General features: G+C 73.8%; 19 protein-coding genes and 1 pseudogene. 12 read left to right on the forward strand and 8 right to left on the reverse strand.

Features of this window, described 5'->3' with window-relative positions; translation table 11 throughout:
• Positions 1 to 81: 81 nt before the first annotated feature.
• Positions 82 to 2,496, forward strand: a complete 2,415-nt coding sequence (locus STRNI_RS17660; protein WP_277411574.1) for an HAD-IC family P-type ATPase — start codon at positions 82 to 84, stop codon at positions 2,494 to 2,496.
• Between the two features lie 169 nt (positions 2,497 to 2,665).
• Complete coding sequence (locus STRNI_RS17665; protein ID WP_093636795.1) at positions 2,666 to 2,854, forward strand: hypothetical protein; 189 nt, start codon at positions 2,666 to 2,668, stop codon at positions 2,852 to 2,854.
• A 59-nt stretch (positions 2,855 to 2,913) separates the two neighbouring features.
• Here STRNI_RS17665 and STRNI_RS17670 read toward each other — a convergent pair whose 3' ends face one another.
• Complete coding sequence (locus tag STRNI_RS17670; RefSeq protein ID WP_229838709.1) at positions 2,914 to 3,288, reverse strand: hypothetical protein; 375 nt, start codon at positions 3,286 to 3,288, stop codon at positions 2,914 to 2,916.
• A gap of 233 nt (positions 3,289 to 3,521) precedes the next feature.
• Here STRNI_RS17670 and STRNI_RS17675 point away from each other — a divergent pair.
• Both STRNI_RS17675 and STRNI_RS17680 read left to right on the forward strand, forming a co-directional pair.
• Positions 3,522 to 4,180: pseudogene (locus tag STRNI_RS17675) on the forward strand (helix-turn-helix domain-containing protein).
• A complete protein-coding gene (locus STRNI_RS17680) occupies positions 4,164 to 4,379 on the forward strand; it encodes a DUF397 domain-containing protein (RefSeq protein WP_159486759.1) in 216 nt (71 codons plus the stop codon). The pseudogene STRNI_RS17675 and the gene STRNI_RS17680 overlap by 17 nt, the downstream one beginning before the upstream one ends.
• A gap of 235 nt (positions 4,380 to 4,614) precedes the next feature.
• Here STRNI_RS17680 and STRNI_RS17685 read toward each other — a convergent pair whose 3' ends face one another.
• Both STRNI_RS17685 and STRNI_RS17690 read right to left on the reverse strand, forming a co-directional pair.
• On the reverse strand, positions 4,615 to 7,833 hold the full coding sequence (locus tag STRNI_RS17685) for a sacsin N-terminal ATP-binding-like domain-containing protein (RefSeq protein ID WP_417816604.1): 3,219 nt from the start codon (positions 7,831 to 7,833) through the stop codon (positions 4,615 to 4,617).
• Between the two features lie 618 nt (positions 7,834 to 8,451).
• Positions 8,452 to 9,357, reverse strand: a complete 906-nt coding sequence (locus tag STRNI_RS17690; protein WP_018089684.1) for a DUF3027 domain-containing protein — start codon at positions 9,355 to 9,357, stop codon at positions 8,452 to 8,454.
• Between the two features lie 392 nt (positions 9,358 to 9,749).
• Between STRNI_RS17690 and STRNI_RS17695 the strand changes: the two genes are divergently transcribed.
• The 4 genes from STRNI_RS17695 (at position 9,750) to STRNI_RS17710 (ending at position 13,371) form a co-directional block, all read left to right on the forward strand.
• On the forward strand, positions 9,750 to 11,174 hold the full coding sequence (locus STRNI_RS17695) for an MFS transporter (RefSeq protein ID WP_051104123.1): 1,425 nt from the start codon (positions 9,750 to 9,752) through the stop codon (positions 11,172 to 11,174).
• Between the two features lie 70 nt (positions 11,175 to 11,244).
• Complete coding sequence (locus tag STRNI_RS17700; protein ID WP_018089686.1) at positions 11,245 to 11,748, forward strand: hypothetical protein; 504 nt, start codon at positions 11,245 to 11,247, stop codon at positions 11,746 to 11,748.
• A 17-nt stretch (positions 11,749 to 11,765) separates the two neighbouring features.
• Positions 11,766 to 12,509, forward strand: coding sequence for a futalosine hydrolase (locus STRNI_RS17705; RefSeq protein ID WP_277413269.1), 744 nt, complete (start codon positions 11,766 to 11,768; stop codon positions 12,507 to 12,509).
• Positions 12,510 to 12,519: 10 nt separating this feature from the next.
• A complete protein-coding gene (locus STRNI_RS17710) occupies positions 12,520 to 13,371 on the forward strand; it encodes a 1,4-dihydroxy-6-naphtoate synthase (protein ID WP_093645120.1) in 852 nt (283 codons plus the stop codon).
• A 65-nt stretch (positions 13,372 to 13,436) separates the two neighbouring features.
• On the opposite strand, the gene STRNI_RS17715 is transcribed toward STRNI_RS17710, so the two are convergent.
• Complete coding sequence (locus STRNI_RS17715; RefSeq protein WP_018089689.1) at positions 13,437 to 13,820, reverse strand: cold-shock protein; 384 nt, start codon at positions 13,818 to 13,820, stop codon at positions 13,437 to 13,439.
• Positions 13,821 to 14,043: 223 nt separating this feature from the next.
• Between STRNI_RS17715 and STRNI_RS17720 the strand changes: the two genes are divergently transcribed.
• Complete coding sequence (locus STRNI_RS17720) at positions 14,044 to 14,304, forward strand: hypothetical protein (protein WP_078518621.1); 261 nt, start codon at positions 14,044 to 14,046, stop codon at positions 14,302 to 14,304.
• Here the strand turns inward: STRNI_RS17720 and STRNI_RS17725 are convergent.
• Positions 14,259 to 14,906, reverse strand: coding sequence for an HAD family hydrolase (locus STRNI_RS17725; protein ID WP_109891968.1), 648 nt, complete (start codon positions 14,904 to 14,906; stop codon positions 14,259 to 14,261). The genes STRNI_RS17720 and STRNI_RS17725 overlap by 46 nt on opposite strands.
• Before the next feature lie 167 nt (positions 14,907 to 15,073).
• Positions 15,074 to 16,267, reverse strand: a complete 1,194-nt coding sequence (locus tag STRNI_RS17730) for a hypothetical protein (protein WP_277411576.1) — start codon at positions 16,265 to 16,267, stop codon at positions 15,074 to 15,076.
• A gap of 176 nt (positions 16,268 to 16,443) precedes the next feature.
• Between STRNI_RS17730 and STRNI_RS17735 the strand changes: the two genes are divergently transcribed.
• A complete protein-coding gene (locus STRNI_RS17735; protein ID WP_266447567.1) occupies positions 16,444 to 18,954 on the forward strand; it encodes a helicase C-terminal domain-containing protein in 2,511 nt (836 codons plus the stop codon).
• A gap of 66 nt (positions 18,955 to 19,020) precedes the next feature.
• A complete protein-coding gene (locus STRNI_RS17740) occupies positions 19,021 to 19,191 on the forward strand; it encodes a hypothetical protein (RefSeq protein ID WP_159486765.1) in 171 nt (56 codons plus the stop codon).
• A gap of 88 nt (positions 19,192 to 19,279) precedes the next feature.
• Here STRNI_RS17740 and STRNI_RS17745 read toward each other — a convergent pair whose 3' ends face one another.
• A complete protein-coding gene (locus STRNI_RS17745; protein WP_266447573.1) occupies positions 19,280 to 19,846 on the reverse strand; it encodes a hypothetical protein in 567 nt (188 codons plus the stop codon).
• Between the two features lie 125 nt (positions 19,847 to 19,971).
• Complete coding sequence (locus STRNI_RS17750; protein ID WP_277411577.1) at positions 19,972 to 20,766, reverse strand: glycoside hydrolase family 25 protein; 795 nt, start codon at positions 20,764 to 20,766, stop codon at positions 19,972 to 19,974.
• A gap of 281 nt (positions 20,767 to 21,047) precedes the next feature.
• Here STRNI_RS17750 and STRNI_RS17755 point away from each other — a divergent pair, with 281 nt between their 5' ends.
• Positions 21,048 to 22,088 carry a peptidoglycan-binding protein gene (locus STRNI_RS17755; RefSeq protein ID WP_277411578.1) on the forward strand — a complete coding sequence of 347 codons (1,041 nt, stop codon included), beginning with the start codon at positions 21,048 to 21,050 and terminating at the stop codon, positions 22,086 to 22,088.
• Positions 22,089 to 22,114: the final 26 nt, after the last annotated feature.

Raw genomic sequence — 22,114 nt, forward strand, 5'->3', positions numbered from 1 at the left:
CCCTCCCCCGGCGGTCCGCCCTCTCGGCCCACCCGCCCGGCCAGCGGGTGAAGTGCGCATTCCGCCCGTAACGTCGAGGACATGACGGAGCGGGCGAGGACCGACGTCGAGCAGTCCGGGCCGGGTGGTGAGCCCGCCCGGCGGGCAGCTCGGGAACCGGTCAACCCCGGACTGACCACCGCCGAGGTCGCGGAGCGGGTCGCCCGGGGCGAGGTCAACGACGTCCCCGTACGGTCCTCCCGCTCGGCCGCCGAGATCGTCCGCGCCAATGTCTTCACCCGCTTCAACGCGATCATCGGCGTGCTCTTCGTGATCATCCTGGTCGTCGGACCGATCCAGGACGGCCTGTTCGGGTTCGTGATCGTCGCCAACACCGGCATCGGCATCGTCCAGGAGCTGCGCGCCAAGAAGACCCTGGACAACCTGGCGGTCATCGGCGAGGCCAGACCGACCGTCCGGCGCGACGGGGTCACCGAGGAGATCCCGACCTCCGCGGTGGTGCTCGACGACATCATCGAACTCGGGCCCGGCGACAAGGTCATCGTCGACGGCGAGGTGCGGGAGAGCGACAGCCTGGAGATCGACGAGTCACTGCTGACCGGCGAGGCCGATCCGGTCCTCAAGAAGCCCGGCGAGCAGGTGATGTCCGGCAGCTTCGTGGTCGCGGGCGGCGGCGCCTTCACCGCGACCAAGGTCGGCCGGCAGGCGTACGCGGCGCAGCTCGCCGAGGAGGCCAGCCGGTTCACCCTGGTCCACTCCGAACTGCGGAGCGGCATCAGCCAGATCCTCAAGTACGTGACCTGGATGATGATCCCGACCGCGATCGGCCTGATCCTCAGCCATCTGCTCACCCTCGGGCTGCCGGGCGACGCGGCGATCCGCCGGATGGTCGCCGGGATCGTGCCGATGATCCCGGAAGGCCTGGTGCTGCTCACCTCCGTCGCCTTCGCGATCGGCGTCATCCGGCTCGGCCGCAAGAAGTGCCTGGTCCAGGAGCTGCCCGCGATCGAGGGCCTGGCCCGGGTCGATGTGGTCTGCCTGGACAAGACCGGCACGCTCACCGAGGGCGGCATGGACGTCAACGGGCTGCGGACGCTCGACGGCGAGGAGGCCTACATCCGGCAGGTGCTGGGCGCACTCGGCGAGTCCGATCCGCGGCCCAATGCCTCCCTGCAAGCGATCATCGAGGAGTATCCGGCGGACGGCGGCTGGCGCTGCACCCAGTCGCTGCCGTTCTCCTCCGCCCGGAAATACAGCGGCGCGTCCTTCAACGGCCCGGACGGCGAGAGCAGCACCTGGCTGCTCGGCGCCCCGGACATCCTGCTGCCCTCCGGCGACCAGCGGCTCGCCGAGACCGACGCGCTCAACGCGCAGGGCCTCCGCGTCCTGCTGCTGGCCCGCGCCGAACGGGAACTGGACGACCCCGAGGTCACCCGGGGCGTCCGGCCCACCGCGCTGGTCGTCCTGGAGCAGCGGCTGCGCCCGGACGCCCCCGACACCCTGCACTACTTCGAGGAGCAGGGCGTCCGGGCCAAGGTGCTCTCCGGCGACAACGCGGTGTCGGTCGGCGCGGTGGCCGGCAAGCTGCGACTGCCGGGCGCGGACGCCCCGGTGGACGCGCGCGAACTGCCCGGCGAACGGGACGCGATGGCGGCCGAGATCGAAGAGGGCGCGGTGTTCGGCCGGGTCACCCCGCAGCAGAAGCGGGACATGGTCGCCGCGCTGCAGTCGCGCAGCCACAACGTCGCGATGACCGGCGACGGCGTCAATGACGTGCTGGCCCTCAAGGACGCCGACATCGGCGTCGCGATGGGCTCCGGCTCCGAGGCGACCCGCGCCGTAGCCCAGATCGTCCTCCTCAACAACAGCTTCGCCACACTCCCGTCGGTCGTCGCCGAGGGCCGCCGGGTCATCGGCAACATCACCCGTGTCGCCACCCTCTTCCTCACCAAGACGGTCTACTCCGTCCTGCTGGCGATCCTGGTGGCCTGCTGGCAGATCCCCTACCCGTATCTGCCGCGGCATCTGACCCTGCTGTCCACCCTGACCATCGGCATCCCCGCGTTCTTCCTCGCTCTGGCCCCCAACAAGGAACGCGCCCGCCCGCACTTCGTCCGCCGGGTGATGCGCTACGCGATCCCGTCCGGCCTCATCACGGGCGCCGCCGCCTTCGTCACTTACCTGCTCGCCCGCAGCTACTACACCGGCCCGGACGCGCTGCCCGCCGAGACCAGCGCGGCGACCCTGACCCTCTTCCTCACCGCGATGTGGGTCCTGGCGATCATCGCCCGCCCCTACACCTGGTGGCGGATCGCCCTGGTCCTGGCCATGGGCCTGGCCTTCCTCATCGTCCTGGCCACCCCCTGGCTGCAGACCTTCTTCGCACTGCGGCTGGTCGGCACGACGATGCCCTGGGCGGCGGTCGGCATCGCGGTGGTGGCGGCGGTGCTGCTGGAACTCACCTGGCGGTGGGTGGCCCGGCGGTTCCCGGCCTGAGCCCCCGCCCACACCCGGGAACGGCGTACCGGCCCCCGGGAAGGGCGCATCGGCCGGGAGCGACTTATCGACCCAGAAAGGATGTACCGGCCCGGGAGGTACGTATCGGCCCGGTCACAGAAACCGGCCCGGCATGGTATCCCCCTCGCCTCCCGCCTACTCTCCGCCCATGACCTTCAACCCGCGGGACCTCCCATACGAGGTGCTGGCCCGCACCCACCACTCCCACCACTACCACTCCGGCGACAGCTCCTACGGTGCCGGCGACGGCGTCCTCGACTGGTGGGAGTGGCTGATCCTGGTCGTCGGCGCGGTCGCGGTGATCTGGGCACTGGTGAGGAAGTTCAGCTCGGACTGAGCGACCGCCGGCCTCGGACTGAGCTGACGACGCCGACAGCGGCAGCCGGACGGCCGGCCCTATGCCTCACGCCCGTCCACGCAGCCCGACGAGCGCTCGGCCGCACGCAGCCGCGCACCCCTGCTGTCCGCGACGCGGCGCACATCCCGCAGGGAGTCGGTCAGCCCACGGGCCAGAAAGCGCAGCTCCCGGTTGCTCACCCGCTGACAGCCGAGCAGGTCGTCCGCATGACCGGTGAGGTCATCCGCCATTTCGAGCTGCAGAGACTCGATTTCGTCGGCAACCCGGGAGACATAGCCCGTGCCGTCCCCCAGGAGATAGCAGGGGTTGCCGTCGCCGTTGGACCATGGCAGGAGGCGTACGGAGTCGGGGTGTTCGAGCGCACCGTCGCCTTCGGACGAAGGCTCGAAATGCTTCGCGATATCGTCATTCACGTCGTCGACCTCATCGGGGCTGATGACCATGCCCCCGGGCCGTTGCAGCGGTCGCGGGGGTCTTTCCGTCCTCACTCAGCATTGCCGAAGAAATACGCTGGGCACACGCCGCACGCGTCACCAAAGTCAGCCAGTGGACAGCGAGTTGAAGGTGTGTTCGAGCAATGGAGCTGAACAACGAGGACGACGACCGGGCCACCCCGCGCACAGTGCTCGGGCGACGCCTGCGCCGCATGCGGGAAACCGCGAACCTGTCGCAACGCGCCCTCGCCGACAAGGTCGGCTACCCGCACACCTACATCAGCCGGGTGGAGCGGGGCGAGCAACTGCCCTCGGAGGCACTCACCGAGGACCTGGACACGCATTTCGCCACGGACGGGCTCCTCGCCGAGTTGCTGTCCATGGCTCTGGACGCCTCGATTCCCGATTATGGCCGAGCCGTCGTGGAACGCGAGGGCAAAGCGGCCCGCATTCAGGTTTTCGGCAGCAGCCTGATCCCGGGACTCCTGCAGACCGAGGACTATGCGCACGCCTTGTTCCGCGAGTCACTACCCGGCGAATCCGAGGAACGGACGAACGAGCGGGTCGCCACGCGAATGCGCCGCCAACGTCGGCAGTTGAGCCGTCCCAGGTCGCAGTCCAGGTACTTCCGTTCAGCCAGGGGGAACACCCCATGCTGGGCGGCAGCCTGAGCCTGCTCACCTTCCGCAACGGATCCACGACGGGATACGTCGAGAGCTTCTTTTCGGGGGAGTTGCTGGAATCGCCGGATAAGGTTCTTGCGCTTACGCACATGTTTGACGTTGCCCGCTCCAAGGCTCTGCCGGAGCATGAATCCCTCGCCCTGATTCTCGATTACCTGAGAAGGTACGAGGATGAAGATGATTCCTGACGCGTCCACACTGCCCGACTGGCGCAAGTCCAGCTACAGCAACGGGCAAGGAGCCGAGTGCATCGAGGTGGCCGACGGCTTCCCCGGCGCCGTACCGGTGCGCGACTCCAAGAACCCGCACGGGCCCGCGTGCGTCTTCCCCGAGGCGGGCTGGCTCTCCTTCGTCGCCGCGGTCAAGGACGGCGCGTTCGGCAACTGACGCGCGCGGCGCAGTACGCAACGAAAGGTCAGCCCCCGCCGGCCAGAGCGCAGGGAAGGCGGGGCCTCCTTCGTACGTGCGGGTCCACAGCACGTACCGGCCGGGAGCCCGGCGTCCACGGCCTGGGTTCAGCTGATCGTGTCCACCGGCGGGCAGCTGCGGTCGCCTTCGTGCCTCGATCGCCGAGCCGCCGGCGGGCGGCCCCGTCGCTACAGGGCCGCCCGGTGATCCCCCCTCAGTCGAACCAGCGTGCCCGCGCCAGCTCGTCGCCCCGTTCCGGGTCCTCCAGGAGGGCCGCGACCTCGAAGCGGCGGGGCCACTGGGCCGTGGCCCAGGCCAGGCCGGCCGCCACGCCCTCCAGGGTCGCGGCGTGCAGGGTGCCGTCGGGCGTGTAGCGCCAGTCCAGTTCGGCGGTGTCGTCCGGGCCGTCGCCGACGAGCAGTTCCTCGTGCTCCTGGTACGCCTCGGGGGTGGCGGCGCCCAGCAGGACGCGTACGGCCTCGGGGACCTCGTGCCGGACACCCTCGGAGCGCACCTCGGCGCTGACCGCCTCGCTCAGCCGCCGCACCTGCAACAGCTCCGCCAGCTCGGCGGCGCGGGCCGGGCGGACCGGCAGCAGGGCGAGGCCGGCCGCCAGCGGGACCAGGTCCGGGGCGTCGGCGACCACGGCGTCGGCCGCGTCGACCACCTGGACTTCCTGCTCGCGCACGGTCCGCAGTTCGTCCGGGAGGGTCACCTGGTCGGGGTCCAGGTCCGCCAGCAGGCCGTAGAGCGCGTGCAGCTGTGCGGCGCCGACGGTCAGGTCCGGGTCGGCGAGCCGGGCCAGCAGCTCCGCGGCGCCGCCCGGCTCGTCGAGGAGCGCGGAGACCGAGGTCCGTACGCCGAGGGCCCGCAGCACCTGCGCATCGACGTCGCCCGCGTCCGCCGACTCGTACAGCCCGGCCAGCAGCGGATCGCCGCCCGCCGAGCGCAGACCGGCGGGCCGGCGCCCGTCCAGCACCGGGTGCCCGCGCAGCCACCAGGCGGTGTAGGGGCGGACGGATTCGGTGGTGCCGTCGGGGAGCAGGACGCGCACGGGCGCGGTCAGGGCGTCGCGCAGCGGCGGTTGGGACAGCATCGCCAGCACCTGCGGCCAGGCGTCGTCATCGACCAGATCGAGGTCGCGCACCGCCACCAGCTCGGTCACCACCGGCGGGACGGGGGTCTCCGGCAGCGCGTCGAGGATGTCCTCGCACCACACATCCACCGCGTCCAGCAGCCCGACGTCGTCCGGCTCGGCGAAGTCGCCCTCCCGCGGCTCCATTTCGTCCGGGTCGAGCACCACATCGGTGGCCCGCACCAGCGCGAAGGCGGCCATGACGCCCACGGCCGTCAACGGCTGCTCGCCCCACCGCTCGGCCAACTCCGCGTCACAGGCCGCGATTTCGCCCTCCCGGATGACGCGCTCGAAGGCGCTGCCCGGGAACACCAGCTCACCCGCCGGCGCCAGCTCACCGTCCTCGTCGGGCAGTGCGAGGGCCCCGAGCCAGGGCTCGTCGCCCGGTGTGAGGTTGGCGTCCCGGACCAGGCCGAGCACCGTCTCCGCCAGCTCCTCGGCGCCCAGCGGGGCCCCCGGCCCGCCGCCCAGCTCGTCGGCGAAGACGTCATACGCGTCCTCGTCGGCCTCCAGCGAATTCGCCACCGCCGCCCGCACCTGGGGCGTGGTCAGCACGGCACGCGGGAAGGCCGGGGTGGCGCCCAGCTTCTCCAGCAGCGGGTGCACCGCGTCGGGGTGGGCGACCTTCAGGCCGAGCCGGGCGAGCGTACGGTGCCGTGCCGCGGCGTCCTCGTCGGAGCCGCCGCCGGGCAGCGGCAGCAGCACCTGACGCGGACCGATCGTGGTCCGTACGCTGCCCTGCGCCCCGCCGGCCCCCTGGCCGGCCGTGCCCGCCAGCGGCACCGGCAGCCCGCTGAGCCGGTCCGGGTCGGTACCGGCCAGCGCGTCATAGAGCCGCCACCACCAGCCGGGGGACCGTTCGACGCCCGCCAGCCGGTCGATCATCTCGCCGAGCGGCACCCGGGCCACGCCCAACGCCCGCAGCTCCGGCCGGCGTTCGAGCCCGGCCGGCAGCAGGCTGGGGAACAGCTCGGCCAGCACGCCCACGGCCGCCGCGCCCGCGCCCTCCACCAACTCGGCATCCACCGGGCGCAGGACGTAGCGGTCCACCCCGCCGTCGCCCGCGTCCCACTCGTCCGCCGCCGACACCTCGGGCTCGGCCGGCCGGCCGCCGGCCGGTGCGCCCGCGCTCGGCAGGAACCGCACCCGCGGCAGCAGTTCCAGCACCTGCCGGCGCAGCTCCCCGTCCAGACCGCCCTTGCCCAGCGGGCCCGGCACCAGATCGAGGGTGCCGACGGACACCGGCTGCCAGTCGCCCAGCAGCGCCGCGTACGTCGCGGCCGCCCGCCCCACCAGGAAGTCCGTCAGCGGGCCCGGCGCGACATGCCGGCGGGTCGGCTCCAGCGGGAACGACGCGATCAGCAGCGCGGGCAGCCCCAGCGGCTCATCGGTCGGCGTCGGGGCGTGCACCACCGCCGCCGTACCCGGCCGCACCGGTGCGCCCTCGCCGTCCACGGGCACCGCCCAGGTCACCGACCAGGCAGGCCGTAGCCGCTCCTCGACCGGCCGGTCCGCGAGCAGCGCCGGGTCCAGCGGACCGCCGTCGCTCGCCACCCGCCACCGGGTGGCGCCCCGCTCACTGTCCTCGATCAGGACGTACGGGCCGTCCTGGCTGCGCCGCAACTCCCGTACGCCCTCCGGGGTCTCGACCACGACCTCGGCCAGCCCCGGCAGCGTCAGCAGCAGCGCCGCGTCGATCCCGTTCAGCAGCCGCTCGGCGAGATCCTGCGCGGCGACGTCCCGCAGCGGCAGCACGACGGCGGTGTCATACCCCTCGGGCGCGCCGCCCTCCGCGGGCAGCGGCAGCCGCAGCAGCGGGACATGTCCGTCCCGGCGGCGCAACTCACCGCCCAGACCGGGGCTGTGCGCGGCCACCTCCTCCGCCAGCGCCCGCGCCTCGGCCAGCGACCAGCGGACCCCGCCGGTCCGGCCCACCAGCGCCGGCTCGTCACTCACCGACAGCACCGCGGCGAAGCCCACACCGAACCGGCCGACCGCGCCGGCCGCCACACTGGACTCCCGCTTCGCGGAGGCCCGCAGCGTCGACAGCGACTCGACGCCGGTGGCGTCCAGCGGGGCGCCCGTGTTGGACGCGACGAGTACGGCGGGCGCGTCGCCGTTGGCCGCGTGCAGGGTCAGCCGGAGCCGGCCGGGGACGCCGGCGCGGGCCGCCGCGTCCGCCGCGTTCTGCGCCAGCTCCACGGCGAGCCGGTCGCGGTAGCCGCCGAGCGCGAGGTCCTCCTCGGCGTTGGCATCCTCCCGGAACCGGGCCGGCGAGGCGGCCCAGGCATCCAGCACGCCACGCCGCAGCCGGGCCGTCCCGAACGGGTCTCCGGCTGCGCCTCGCACCCACGACGTCGCTGTCACTGTCCGTCTCCCTTAACCGTGTCGGTGGGCCGACGGTATCGCCCCACGTTGTCGGGTGGCCCGCCGCGCCCTGTTTCCCCGCCTGTCGGCGGGAGGGGGGTGTGTATGGGGTGGGGCCCCGGTCTGTGGTGGGTGCCGGTGGCGGGGCCTCCGGGGTGGGTGTTCGGACTGCTTCGCTTTACGTCCGAACACCCACCCCTCCGGCCCCACCCCCTCCCGTACGCGATGGAACCCCACCCCGGTGGGGGTGAAGAAAACAAAAGACCTGTACCTCGGCCGCACCACGACGCGGCCGAACCACTGGTCTTTAAAAACCCTCACCCCCACCGGACGGGGGTCGCCATTCCGGACGGGAGGGGCGGGCCGGAGGGGGCGGGTTTCCGGACGTAAAGCGAAGCAGTCCGGAAACCCGCCCCCGGAGGCCCGACCCCGCCACCCACCACCAACAACAAGCGGCCCCCGCCCAAACACCCCCACCCCCGCCGACAGGCGAAAACAGAAGAGGCACGGCGGCGCCACCCGACAACGTGGGAAGCGGGCTACAAGCCCCTAGCTGTGGCCGAGCTCCTCGGCGGGCCCGGTCTCCTCGACCGACCCCCCATCCCGCTCGGGACGCAACGACAACGGCTCGACAACGGTCTCGTCCACAACCGGCGCGGCCGGCCGCGGCGGTTTAGGCATGACCGCGGCCTCGGAATGCGCTCCGCACCCGTACGCGAGGGACACCACCCGCCCGTCCGCCGGGGAGAACTCGTTGGCGCAGACGCCGAACGCCTGGCCCAGGGAGCCGGGCAGCTGGGTGAGGAAGCCGCAGGTCACGCAGGTGGCGGGGGCCGCCTGGGCCATGGCGGTCTTGGCGCCGTAGGCCTCTTCCCAGCGGTCGGCGGCGGTGTGCAGGCCGTAGCGGGACAGTACCCGGGCACGGCGCATGCCCAGTTCCTCGGCGACCGCCGCGATGCTGCCGCGCTCGGGGGCGGGCTGGACGGCGGGCGAGCCCGGGAGGACGTCCGCCTCCTCGGAGTCGGCGACCTCGGCGGCCATGCCCTCGGCGACCGGGGAATTCGGCGGCGGGATGTCCTCGCCGGTGAAGCCGGGCTCCAGGCGCAGGTCGTCGGCCTCGGTGGGCAGCAGGTCGCCGGGGCCCATGTCGCCGGGGCGCAGCCGCTCGCTCCACGGGACCCACTCCGGCGCGAGGAGGGCGTCGGGGCCGGGCAGCAGGGCCACCTCGTCGAGCGTGACGATCTTGGCGCGGGAGGCCCTGGCGACCGTCGCGGCCCAGCGCCAGCCCCGGTAGCCGGGCTCGTTGCAGGCGAAGAGGTGGGTGACGACGCGGTCCCCGTCGGCGACGACATCGATGTGCTCGCCGACCATGCCGGGCAGTGCGGCTTCCTCCGCCGCCGCCCGGGCGAGGTCGACCGCCTCGGCGCACAGGCGGTCAGGGGTACGGCTTCGCATCGCAGCACTCACAAGAATCGATTCTCTCTTCTACGCCGTCTCACGAGTGCGCCAGCCGGAGCTGTCCTTGTCCTGTCCGGACGACCGGCGGTGCCGGGGCGGGCGGAGCGGACCAGGGGACCGCGTCGACGTCCGCGCCCGGTCGTTTCGGTCGAGCGCACCTCTTACGTCCCATTCTGCGGGATCGCGATGAGGCACGCGGCCAAGAACGACCGCCGGTGGCGCGCTACACACGCTACCCCTTCAACGGTGGACGACCCCTCGGTGGGAGCGGCAAATGTCCACGGCCGCGACCGCGGGCCGGTACGCCCCGCGCGGCAGGGGGGAGAAAGTGCCCTCTCCTGGGCGAGTTGGGGCACTATGGCCGGGTGGCTGCCGCACGGGCGTCGAAGATGTCGAAGGTGTCGAAGACATCAGGGAAGTCGTCACGGTCCTCGCGCGCATCGACGCGCGGCGGGGACGGGCACAACCGGGCCCGCGGGGCGGGACGGGCCGTCGGACGTGCGCTGCACCGGCCGTTCACCGGTGCGGCACGCGGGGTGCGGCGCGCCACGCATGCGCACGGCGCCGGGGAGTCGGGCCTGGGCAAGCTGATCGAACTGCATGCGGTGAACGCGGCCGGGGACATGATGATCACCGTCGCGCTGGCCTCCACGGTGTTCTTCGCGGTGCCGACGAATGAGGCGCGGGGCCGGGTGGCGCTGTATCTGGCGGTCACCATGGCGCCGTTCGCCCTGCTCGCACCGGTGGTCGGTCCGCTGCTGGACCGGGTGCCGCACGGCCGCAGGGCGGCGATGGCGGGCTCGATGCTGGCGCGGGCGCTGCTGGCGCTGACGATGTCCGGCGCGGTCGCCACCGGGGGGCTGGAGCTGTATCCGGCGGCGCTCGGTGTGCTGGTGGCGTCGAAGGCGTACGGGGTGGTCCGCAGCGCGGTGGTGCCGCGGTTGCTGCCGCCGCGGATTTCGCTGGTCAAGGCCAATTCACGGGTGACGCTCGCGGGGCTGCTGGCCACGGGGCTGGCGGCTCCGGCGGGGGCCGGGCTGCATCTGATCGGGCCGAGCTGGCCGCTGTACGGGGCGTGCGTGGTGTTCGCGGCCGGTACGGCCTTGTCGTTCACGCTGCCGCACAAGGTCGACTCGGCGAAGGGCGAGGGCCGGGCCCGGCTGGCGTCCCGGGACGCGGCGCGGCAGGCGGACGGTGGGCGGAAGCCCGGGCTGCGGACGGTCGGCCCGTCGGTGCTGCACGGTCTGCAGGCCAATGCCTGTCTGCGGGCGCTCTCCGGTTTCCTGACGTTCTTCCTGGCCTTCCTGCTGCGTGAGCATCCGCTGGGCGGGCTGGGTCCGGCGGCCTCGCTCGGGCTGGTGGTGGTCGCGGCCGGTACCGGCAATGCGCTGGGGACGGCGGTCGGCGCCTGGCTGAAGGCCCGCGGGCCGGAGCGGATCATCGCGGCGATGCTGGGGCTGGCGCTCTGCGCGACGGTGCTGGCGGCGGTGTTCTACCAGGCGGTGGCGGTGGTCGTGGTGACCGCCGCGGCGGCCTGCGCGGGGCTGTGCCAGGCGCTGGCGAAGCTGTCGCTGGACGCCATGATCCAGCGCGATGTGCCGGAGGAGGTGCGGACCTCCGCCTTCGCCCGGTCCGAGACGGCGCTGCAGATGTCGTGGGTGGTGGGCGGCGCGATCGGGATTTCGCTGCCGCTGGTCGGCACGCTGGGGATGGCGGTGGCCGCGGGGCTGGTGGCGGTGGGCGTGGTGCTGGCCGTACGGGGACTGCTGAGCGCGGCCCGGCGGGGCGGTACGCGGAGCTCTCGGGTGGCCTGACCGGCGACGGGCAACGCGGCACGCCGCACCCGGGCGTGGCGTGAGCTGAGGCGCCAGATAGCCTGCCCGTATGACCGCTGCGTTGATCTCCTGGGGCAAGGGCCGCCGCGCCGCTGCCGCCATCGGTGCCGTGTCCCTGGGTCTCATCACCCTCTCCGCCTGCGAGAAGCCGACCGCGCTCGCGACCGTGACCGTCGGTTCGTCGACCGTGACGGCCGAGGCCACCCCCGGGTGCGACGGTGACGGCAAGGTCCTTTCCAAGAAGGACATCTCGGCCTGCCTGACCAAGAAGGGCGGCAAGACGATCACCGTCCGCCCCGGTGAGAAGGTGCGCGTCGGCGTCGACCCGGAGGTCGCCAAGTCCGGCTGGATCGTCATCGGTGCCGGCCCCGTCATGCGTGAGCCCAGCAAGGGGACGTACCGCAGCTTCGACGCGGACACGCTCTTCATGCAGCAGAACCCGCAGACCGGCCAGACCACGTACTCCAAGGACGTCACCCTCCAGGTCGCCGAGCTGGGCGCCGGCGAGGGCCCCAAGACGATGTGGCACTTCACGCTGAAGCAGGAGAACTAGGGCGCGCGGGCCGCATGATGCGGGTGCTGGTCGTCACGGCGGTGGCCGCCGAGCGGGACGCGGTGTGTGCCGCGGCGGAGCCCTGTGACGGGATGACGCTGCCCGGTGGCCATGAGCTGCGACGGGCGGCCGGCCTTCCGGTGGCGCTCGATGCGCTGGCCGCCGGTGTCGGTCCGGCCGCCGCGGCCGCCGGTACGGCCACCGCGCTGACCGCCGCCGCGCTCGCGGGGCAGCCGTACGACCTGGTGGTCTCGGCCGGAATCGGCGGCGGTTTCTCCCCCGGTCCCGGCTCCGGCGCGCCGCTGGGGTCGGTGGTGGTCGCGGACGCGATCGTCGCGGGCGACCTCGGCGCGGAGAGCCCCGACGGGTTCGTCCCGGTCACCGAACTCGGCTTCGGCACGGTCGTGCACCGCCCCGACCCGGCGCTGGTGCGGGCCGTCGCGGCGGCGTCCGGCGCGGCGGTCGGCCCCGTCGTCACCGTCTCGACGGTCACCGGCAGCGCGGACCGCGCCGCCGAGCTGGCGGAACGTCACCCGGGGGTGCGGGCCGAGGCGATGGAGGGTTTCGGGGTCGCCGAGGCGGCCGCCGCCCACGGGGTGCCGGTGCTGGAGATCCGTACGATCTCCAATGCCGTCGGGCCCCGCGACCGCGCCGCCTGGCGCATCGGCGAGGCCCTCACCGCGTTGACCGGTGCCTTCCGTACGCTTCCCGGAGCCCTGACGGCCACCGCCGGACCGGCCCCGGAACCGCACCACCCCTGAGGAGGACCCCGTGACCCGGCCGCTGAACATCGCGTACTCGCCGTGCCCGAACGACACCTTCGTCTTCGACGCGCTGGCGCACGGCCGCGTCCCCGGCGCGCCGGAGCTGGCGGTCACCTTCGCCGATATCGACATCACCAACGGCATGGCCGAGCGCGGTGAGTTCGATGTGCTGAAGGTGTCGTACGCGGTGCTGCCGTGGGTGCTCAAGGAGTATGCGCTGCTGCCCTGCGGCGGGGCGCTGGGGCGCGGCTGCGGGCCGCTGGTGCTGACCCGGGAGCCGGGCGCGGCCGCGGATCTGGCGGGCAAGACGGTCGCGGTGCCCAGTGAGCGGTCCACCGCGTATCTGCTGTTCCGGCTGTGGGCGGCGGCCGAGGTGCCGGGCGGTGTCGGGGAGATCGTGGTGCTGCCGTTCCACGAGATCATGCCGGCCGTCCGCGACGGCAAGGTCGATGCGGGCCTGGTCATTCACGAGGCGCGCTTCACGTACCAGAACTACGGTCTGTTCTGCCTGGCCGACATGGGCGAGCACTGGGAGCACACCACCGGTCTGCCGATCCCGCTGGGCGCGATCATCGCCAAGCGGTCGCTGGGCGAGGGGGCGTTGCGCGGCCTCGCGGCGGCGATCCGCAGCTCGGTCCTGATGGCCTGGGACGATCCGGAGGCGTCCCGGCCGTATGTCCTGGAGCACGCCCAGGAGATGGACCCGAAAGTCGCCGACCAGCACATCGGGCTGTACGTCAATGAGTTCACCGCCGACCTCGGCGAGGACGGCTATGCCGCGGTGCGCGGGCTGCTCACCCGCGCCGCGGCCGAGGGGCTGGTTCCGCCCCTCGGCCGCGATGCGTTGAGCTTTGTGTGAGTGGGCCGGGAGTGCCGGCCGGGGCCGCGGGTGACGTCCGGATACGGAGGCCCGCGGCCGGCCCGTCAGACGTCGAGCTGGTCGGCGACGGCGCGCAGCATGCCGGCGATCTTGGCGCCGTGCACCTTGTCCGGGTAACGGCCGCGTTCGAGCTGCTGGGTGACGTTCTCCAGGAGCGTGGTGAGGTCCTGGACGATCGAGGCGAGTTCGTCGGGCTTGCGGCGCTGCGCCGCGGCCACCGAGGGTGCGGGGTCGAGGAGTGTCACGGTCAGCGCCTGATCGCCGCGCTGGCCCGCGACGACGCCGAATTCGACGCGCTGGCCAGGCTTGAGTGCGGCCACGCCGTCGGGCAGCACCGACGAGTGCACGAAGACGTCACCGCCGTCATCGCGGGAGAGAAAGCCGAAGCCCTTCTCACTGTTGAACCACTTGACCTTGCCGGTAGGCACGTCTGTCCTCGTCCTCGTACTCGTTGGAAAAAACTGGGCCGGGTCTACTGCGGAACTGCGGGCTGGCTCCCCTCCGCCCGGCGGGGCCGGGAAGGGGAGAGGTCTGGAGAGCAATGCAGCGGGCCGCAGGACCCGCCACCCCAAGGCTAATGGTCCCAAGGCCGGTGACAAGACGCCGCCGGGTGGATCCTCCGTGCTTCTGGCCCGGACTTACCCTGGTCAGGTGTCTGACGAAACTCCCCTTGCCGGGGATCTGCTGGTCCGAATCGGCGCGATCATGTTCCTAGTTGGCGCAGCGGCCACTCTCGCCACGGTGGCCCCGCTGTTCCTCGGGACCGATCCGCTGCCGTCCGTCTTCTACGCGGTGTGCATGCTGATGGGCGCCGGTTTTCTGGTCGCGGCGGCCGGAGTGATCCGTTCCGTGGTCGCCCAGCGCCGTCAGGTGGCGGCGGCTTCGCCCCCGTCAGCGCCCTCGGCGACATAGCGCGCCAGCCAGGACGGAAACTCCGTCAGGTCGTTGAGCACCACCTCGGCGCCGGCCGCGCGCAGCTCCGTGGCGTCGCACGGGCCGGTGGCGACCGCGACGGCCAGTGCGCCGGCGGTGTGCGCCCCGACGATGTCGCCGGTGTGGTCGCCGACGTAGATCTGCGCGTCGTGCTTGCGCAGCGCCTCGGCCTTGCCCTCCGCCCACAGGGAGCCGAAGAGGGCGTCCACGTCGAGGCCGAGGTGCGACAGGTGCAGCTTGGCGTTGGGCTCGTATTTGGCGGTCACCACGAGCGTCCGGCCGCCCGCCGAGCGGACCGCGCCGAGGGCCTCCCGGGCGCCGGGCAGGGCGGTCGTCGCCGTGACCGCGTGGGCCGGATACAGCGCACGGTAGAGGTCGGCGGTCTCCGCCACCCGCTCCGCGGGGAACCACCGCCTGATCTCCTCCTCCAGCGGCGGCCCCAGCCGGCTCACGGCGAGGTCGGCGTCGACGAAGGTGCCGGTCCGGGCGGACAGCTCGTGATAGGCGGCCCTGATGCCGGGGCGGGAGTCGATCAGCGTCATGTCGAGGTCGAAGCCGACCGTCAGGGAGTGCGCAGCCATGCCTGCCATTGTGCCCGCGGCGGCGGGGCGGTCAGGAGGGGCGTGGGGCCCTGCCCTACGGGACCTCCGGCCGGACCTGCCGGACGGCGCCGCGGGGCGCGGTCACGGAAGCGCGTGACCGCGCCGGGTGAGCCGTGGTGCGCCCGGCGGCGCCGTACGCGGCTGTCTCACTGCGGTGTGCGCCGCATCCGCCACACCAGGAACAGCGCCGAGACGACGGCCGCCACCCGCGCCGTCCCCGGCAGCGCGTCCAGCATTTCCTGCCCCAGCCGGCCCTGTGCGAGGGGCTCGCCCCACCGCCCGTCGAACCGGCCCCACAGCCACACCACCAGACCGCCGACGACGGTGCCCGGCACACCGAGCGCCGCGAACTTGGCCTCGGCCCGGCTCAGCCGCCGTGAGACATACGCGAGCCCCCAGCCGCCCGCCAGCGCGAGCCACGACCCCAGCGCCGCACCGGCCACCAGCAGGAGCACGGCCAGCATCAGGACGGGGCTGAGCGGCGCCCGCGCGGGGACCACGACGACCTCTTCCCCCTCCCCGGCCTCCGCCGGGGGCGCGGGGGCGGCACGCCGGCGCCCGAGCACGCGCCGCAGCATCCGGGGCAGCGGCCGTTCCGCCGGCGCCGCCGTGTCCTCGTCCCCGGCCCCGTCCTCGCCGTCCTTCTCCAGTGACAGCGGGCGCTCGCCCTCGGGCCGGTCCCACATCTCCGGGATCTCGATCCCGCCGACGAATCCGGGCACGGTCTCGCCCGGTCCGAACGGCGCCGGCTCCACCCGCCACCAGTCCGGCGCGTCCCCGTCGTCACCCAGCTCGTCGGCGCCGGCCAGATGCGGCGGCAGGCCGACCGCCGGCGCGGTGTCCGGCGCCTCGTCGCGCGGGGCAGGGACCGTGCCGCCGCTCCCGGCCGCCTTGCCGTTCCCGGCCGTCTTCCCGTTCCCTGCCGCCTTGCCGGTCAGGCCGCTGCGGGCGGCCAGGCCGGTGAGCTTGTCGCGCGCGCCGGTCCACCGCCGGGACAGTTCGTCGGACCGCGACGGCCCCGGCGCGCCGAGGGGTACGGCGGGCCCGCCGTCCGCGGTGGCCCCGGCGCCCGGGTCCTGCCGCGTCCCCGGGCCGCTCCAGGACGCCCCCGGCACCCGGTCGTCCGCGCTCCCCGCGGCCGCGACCACCGCCTCCGGCGTCCCCAGCCGGGCCAGCGTCCGCTTCACACCGGACACCGAATCCGTCTGCTGACCGTCGATCTCGGCCCGGAGCCCGGTCACCAGCCGCATCCGCGTGGCGGCGGGCAGCCCCCGCTGCTGGGCCAGGTCGCCCACCCGGCTCAGATAGTCAAAGACGAGCTGATCGCTCTCGATCCCCACGAAATCCCCTGCGGCGTCCGCTGGTTGCTGCCCCGACGGTACCGCCTCGACCGGCGGCCGGGCCGGAGGCGGCCGGGGGCGGCGTCAGCGGGTGTCTTCCGGACCGGGGCGGATCGGGGCGCCGCCGTGCGGCCACCCGCTCCCCCGTCCTCCCCCGCCCCGCTAACGTAGGACGAATGACCGGTACACCCCGCACCCTCGCCGAGGAGCTCAGGACCCGCACCGACCGCGGGCTCGTCGGGCTGCTGCGGGCGCGGCCCGACCTGCTCAATCCGGTGCCGGGCGATGTCACCCAGCTGGCGACCCGGGCCGGGACGCGGGCATCGGTGGTCCGCGCCGTGGAGCGGCTCGACCGGTTCGTGCTGCAGACCGCCGAGGCGCTGGCGGTGGCGCCCGACCCGTGCCCGTACGACACGCTGGGCGCGCTGATGGCCGGGGACGCCGGGGACCCGGCGGTCGCCGCCGAGCTGCCCCGGGCGGTGGCGGAGCTGCGGGCGCAGGCGCTGGTGTGGGGTCCGGACGAGCGGCTGCGGCTGGTGCGGACGGCCCGTGAGCTGCTCACACCGAGCGCCGCACACCCGTCGCCGACCGGTCTGGGCCCGACCGTCGCCGAGGCGATGGCCGGGATGTCGCCGGGGCTGCTGCAGGAGATCATCGCCGCGGCCGGGCTGCCCACCACCCACGACCCGGTCACCGCGGTCGCCTCGCTCACCGCGCTGTTCTCCGACCGTGCCCGGATGGCGGCGCTGCTCGACACCGCGCCCGCCGAGTCCGTGGCCGTCCTCGACAAGCTGCTGTGGGGCCCGCCCTACGGCGGGGTCACCGACCGCCCGGCCCCGCATCTGCAATGGCTGCTGGACCGGGGGCTGCTGATCCCGGCCGGCGCCCGGAATGTCGTGCTGCCGCGGGAGGCGGCGCTGCATCTGCGGGGCGGTCGCGCCCATCGCACCCCCGAGCCGGTCCCGCCCGCGCTCTCCCCCGCCACGGAACGCGATCCACAGCTTGTGGACAACGCCGCCGCGAACCAGGCGTTCACCGCGCTCGCGACCGTCGAGGAGCTGCTCAAGGAGTGGGACCTGGGCGGGCCGGCCGTGCTGCGCGCCGGCGGAATGAGCGTCCGCGACCTCAAGCGGACCGCCACCGCCCTGGACACCACCGAGCAGCTCGCCGCCTTCTGGCTCGAACTCGCCTACGCGGCCGGGCTGATCGCCTCCGACGGCGAGGCCGACGAGCGGTTCGCGGCCACCCCGGCCGCCGAAGAGTGGCTGCAGCTGCCCGACCACGAGCGCTGGGCGGCGCTGGCGGCCGGCTGGCTCGCCGCCACCCGCGCCCCCGGCATCGTCGGCACCGCCGATGCCAAGGGCCGCGCGCTCGCCGCCCTCGGCCCGCACCTCGACCGCTCCCCCGCCCCCGAGGTCCGCCGCCGCGCCCTCGGCCTGCTCGCCACGCTGCCGCCGGGCACCGCCGTCCCGGCGACGGCGGTGCTGGCCCGGCTGCAGTGGGAGCGCCCGCTGCGCGGCGGCGCACCGGCCGCGGGCCAGGCGCCGGCCGCCGCTGACGGCGCCACCGCCGCGCCCGGCGCCGACCCCGCCGACGACCTCCGCTCGCGCCTGGCCCACTGGACCCTGACCGAGGCCGAGTTGCTCGGCGTAACCGGACGCGGCGCGCTGTCCACCCACGGCCGCACCCTGATCGACACCGCGTCGGACAGCGCCGCGCCCACCCCCGCCGAAACCACCGCCGCCGCGACCCGCGCCGCCGCCCTGCTCGCCCCGCTGCTCCCCGAACCCGTCGATCACGTCCTGCTCCAGGCGGACCTGACCGCCGTCGCGCCCGGCCCGCTGCGCCGCCCGCTCGCCGAGGCGCTCGGCGTACTCGCCGACATCGAGTCCAAGGGCGGCGCAACGGTCTACCGCTTCACCCCCGGCTCCGTACGCCGCGCCCTGGACGCCGGCCGCTCCGCCGCCGAGCTGCAGGAGTTCCTCGCCACCCACTCCCGCACCCCGGTCCCCCAGCCGCTCGCGTACCTCATCGACGATGTGGCCCGTAAGCACGGGCAGCTGCGGATCGGGGCGGCAGCCGCCTATGTCCGCTGTGACGACGACGCGCTGCTCTCCGAGATCCTCGCGGACCGCCGGGCCGCCGCGCTCCGGCTGCGCCGGCTCGCCCCGACCGTGCTCGCCGCCCAGACCTCCCCCGACCAACTCCTCGACGGCCTCCGGGCGATGGGCTACGCCCCGGCCGCCGAGTCGGCCGCCGGTGACGTACTGATCGCCCGCGCCGACTCCTACCGGACCCCGCCGCGCACCGCCCCCGCCCCGGTCCCCGACGGCCCGCCGTCCCCCGACCCGACCCTGCTCGCGGCGGCGGTGCGGGCCATCCGCGCCGGCGACCTCGCGGCCACCGCGGAACGCAAGCCGGTCCACGCGCCCGCGCCGTCCCCCGGTGCCCTGCCCCGCACCACCTCCGCCGAGACCCTCGCCACCATGCAGGCCGCGGTGCTGACCAACTCCGCGCTCTGGATCGGCTATGTCAACGCCGACGGCGCCGCCAGCCAGCGCGTCATCGCGCCCGTACGGGTCGAGGGCGGCTTCGTGACGGCCTACGACCACACCTCCGACGAGGTCCGTACCTACCCGCTGCACCGCATCACCGGCGTGGCGGAGCTGGCGGACGACTCGGTCTGAACAGCCCGGCACATCTGAGTAGGTCTACGGATGGCCTCCCGCCCCCGCGCTCCCCAGGATGGCTCCATGAGCGAGCACGAGCTGTCCCCCGGAGTCCCTGCGCGACCCGCCGACGCCCATCGGACCGCGCGCACCGTAATGAAGGGCGTCCTCGTCGTGGCGGCCGTCGCGGCGGCGATCCTGCTGCTCTACATGGTCTTCTTCGTCGGCGTCTTCGTCATGGCCGGCTCCCGCTGATCACGGCACCGCGGGACGGCATGCCGGTGCCCGGCCGCCCTTCGCGGACGGCCGGGAACCGGCGGGGATCAGCGGATCCGCGGCGGGATCAGCGGGGCCAGCCGCAGTGGACATGGGTGGCGTGTCCGGCGTTCCCCGGCCCGAGCACCTCCGTGGCGCCGAGCTTCTTGCAGGCGGCCATCAGGTTCCGGTGCGGGGCGCCGCTGCCGACATGGCGGCCGTTGATGTAGTTGATGTCGAAGGCGATTCCGGCGTAGTGCCGGGAGCGGCTGCTGTGGTCGCCGCCGACGATCTCGGAGACCGAGATCCGGTAGCCGTACTGGGTCCGCAGCTTCAGCATCCCGTTGAGCATCCGGGTGTCCAGGGCGACCCGGCGGTGCGGCCGGTCGCCCCAGGGGCTGGTGAGGGCGCCCTTGCCGTGGGCGGTGTCGACGAGGTTCTGCCGGGCGGTGGACGCGGCGTGCCGGCCGCCGGCGTGGGCGGTGGCCGGCGCGATCCCCTTCGTCCCCAGGATCTGCTTCGCCAGCGCGGCCCGGTTGGGGGCGGCCGGGGCAGCGGTGGCGGAGGTGGTGGCCGCGGTGCCCATGAGGGCGGCGAGGGCGGCGACGCCGGCGATCAGGCGCGGCGCGATGGTGCGTACGGTGCGTACGGACATGGGTGACTCCTTGTCGGATGACGGTGGTTGGTGGATAGCGGTTGGTGGTTGGTGGGCGCTGGTTGATGGCTGGGTGGTTGGCGGTTGGTGGTTTCTGGGTGGGGCGCCGCCGGCCGGGGCAGGGGTCAGGACGCCATCGCCCGGAGTTGGTCGCGGCTGCCGCGGAAGACGTTGCGGTCGCCGGTTCCCGGGATGCCGGGTGTGCGGCCGTGTTCGGTGTGCTGCCAGAACGTCCAGGAGCTGCCGGCGCCCGGGACGGGCTGCGGCTCGTGGGTGCCGCTGCCGTAGCGCGCCAGCCACAGCGGATGGCCGGCGAAGACGCGGCCCCGGCCGCCCATGCACTCCTTCACGAAGGACGCCCGGGTGTAGACGATCGGCGTGACCCTGAAGGCCTTGCGCACCTCCCGGAGGAACACCGTCAGCTGCGCGGGACGCAACTCGCGGGGGCAGACCTCCCTGTGGTTCCGGCGCACCTTCTCCACGTCCAGTACGGGCGGCAGTTCACCCGCCCGGTTGCCGCGGTAGCCCGCCGCGCGGGCCGTGGCGATGAAGTGCCGGGCCTGCGCGGCCCCGTCGCCCGTGCTCCGGGGGTCGAAGAAGTGGTACGGCGCGCGCAGCAGCGACGTACGGGCGACCGCCGCGTGGTCGCGGGTGAACCACGGGTCCTTGTAGCCGGCGCCCTGGCTGGCCTTGAGGAAGACGAAGCTGTGCGTCCTCGCCACCCGGGTCCAGTCGATCCGCTCCTTCTCCCCCCGGCCGTGACTGTGGTGACTGGTGTCCACCCCCGCGACGGAGTACGACGCCGGTGACGCCGCCTGCGCCACCGGCACGGCCGTCGCCAAAGCGGCGAGCACGGTCCCGGCCGCGGTACAGGCAAGCGCGGTACTTACCCGAACGGGTGATGTCAGGGGCATAGTCATTTCCCTCGTTTCCTTGCTGCACAGGTCCGTTGAACCCCTCCGCTCCCGGATTCGCGCAGGCCGGAGCACCCCTGGGCAGGGGCGGGGACGGAGCGGGGGGTGCGCGGCCCGGTCGGCGGCGCCCCTCAACGATGCAGCAACGGCGGGGACTTCACTACGATCTGCCGGGCTCCGGCTCATGCATCGATGCAGCGACCCGATGCACTGCGCTGACCTGCGCTTATGCAGCTGCACTTGGCCGAGCGAGACAGCTGAGGACACTCGAACGACCCGGGGGAAGCATGACGGGACCAACCGGACCGGACCGGGAAGCGGTCCGCGCGCTGGCGGAACTGCTCAGGAAGTGGTGGGAGTTGTCGGCGCGGGAGGGACGTCCGAAGCCCACCCAGCAGTCGCTGGCCGGACGTCTGGGCATCGACCAGACCACCCTCTCCCGCTATCTCAACCCCCGTCACCCCTCCACCGCGCCGCTCAGGACCGTCGAACTCCTCCACACGGTGCTGCGCGCCCCGGCCGCCGACCTGCCCCGGGCCCGCGCCCTGGCCGAGGAGGCGGCCGCCGTACCGGCCCGTAAATCACCCCACCCGGCCGACGCCACCCCGGCCGACGCCACCCCGGCCGACGCCACCCCGGCGGACGCCAGCCCGGCGGACCCCACCCCGGCCGATGCCACCCCGGCCAATGAAGCCCCGGCCGACGCCGCAGCGGTGGTGGTGGCGCCCGCGCCCCGCCGTACGGCCACCACCCGCACGGCCTCCCTCCGCACCGCCCTCGCCTTCCTGGCCGTCCTCGCCCTCGGCGGCGGGATCGGCCTCGGCTGGAGCGCGTTCGCCCACCGCGCCGGCCAGGGCGGTCCGTCGGTCGCCGCCGCGGCCGCCTCGACCGGCCCCGCGGCCTCCCGCTGGCCGCTGGCCCGCAAGGGCGACCTGCTGTGGAAGGCCCGTACCGTCCAGTACCTGCTCCAGGCCCATGGCCATGCCGTCGAGGCCGACGGCGACTTCGGGGCGGCGACGGCGGCCGCCGTGAAGACGTTCCAGGCCGCCCACGGTCTGCTCGCCGACGGCAAGGTCGGCGCGCAGACCTGGTCGCACCTGATCATCCGGATCGACTCCCACAACGACCCGAAGCAGGCGGTCGTGGCCCTCCAGTACCTGCTCAACAACACCGGCACGGCCACCGACATCACCGGGATCTTCACCCCCTCCACCGCCCGCTCCCTCGACACCTTCCAGCGCGCCCGGGCCCTGCCCGTGACCGGCGTCGCCGACCCCGCCACCTGGCGGGCCCTCCTCGCCTCACAGGGGCCCGCCATCCATCGCTGACGTCCGCCGCGGCGATGCGGCACACT

Origin of the sequence: Streptomyces nigrescens (assembly GCF_027626975.1) — a bacterium.
GTDB lineage: Bacteria > Actinomycetota > Actinomycetes > Streptomycetales > Streptomycetaceae > Streptomyces > Streptomyces nigrescens.

What these genes read in the sequence shown, in the direction of transcription:
- STRNI_RS17700 (WP_018089686.1), top strand. Translation starts at nt 11,245, where the DNA reads ATGACCGCTGCGTTGATCTCCTGGGGCAAGGGCCGCCGCGCCGCTGCC.
- STRNI_RS17750 (WP_277411577.1), bottom strand. Translation starts at nt 20,766, where the DNA reads ATGACTATGCCCCTGACATCACCCGTTCGGGTAAGTACCGCGCTTGCC.
- STRNI_RS17705 (WP_277413269.1), top strand. Translation starts at nt 11,766, where the DNA reads ATGCGGGTGCTGGTCGTCACGGCGGTGGCCGCCGAGCGGGACGCGGTG.
- STRNI_RS17755 (WP_277411578.1), top strand. Translation starts at nt 21,048, where the DNA reads ATGACGGGACCAACCGGACCGGACCGGGAAGCGGTCCGCGCGCTGGCG.
- STRNI_RS17735 (WP_266447567.1), top strand. Translation starts at nt 16,444, where the DNA reads ATGACCGGTACACCCCGCACCCTCGCCGAGGAGCTCAGGACCCGCACC.
- STRNI_RS17740 (WP_159486765.1), top strand. Translation starts at nt 19,021, where the DNA reads ATGAGCGAGCACGAGCTGTCCCCCGGAGTCCCTGCGCGACCCGCCGAC.
- STRNI_RS17725 (WP_109891968.1), bottom strand. Translation starts at nt 14,906, where the DNA reads ATGGCTGCGCACTCCCTGACGGTCGGCTTCGACCTCGACATGACGCTG.
- STRNI_RS17690 (WP_018089684.1), bottom strand. Translation starts at nt 9,357, where the DNA reads ATGCGAAGCCGTACCCCTGACCGCCTGTGCGCCGAGGCGGTCGACCTC.
- STRNI_RS17745 (WP_266447573.1), bottom strand. Translation starts at nt 19,846, where the DNA reads ATGTCCGTACGCACCGTACGCACCATCGCGCCGCGCCTGATCGCCGGC.
- STRNI_RS17665 (WP_093636795.1), top strand. Translation starts at nt 2,666, where the DNA reads ATGACCTTCAACCCGCGGGACCTCCCATACGAGGTGCTGGCCCGCACC.
- STRNI_RS17660 (WP_277411574.1), top strand. Translation starts at nt 82, where the DNA reads ATGACGGAGCGGGCGAGGACCGACGTCGAGCAGTCCGGGCCGGGTGGT.
- STRNI_RS17695 (WP_051104123.1), top strand. Translation starts at nt 9,750, where the DNA reads ATGTCGAAGGTGTCGAAGACATCAGGGAAGTCGTCACGGTCCTCGCGC.
- STRNI_RS17680 (WP_159486759.1), top strand. Translation starts at nt 4,164, where the DNA reads ATGAAGATGATTCCTGACGCGTCCACACTGCCCGACTGGCGCAAGTCC.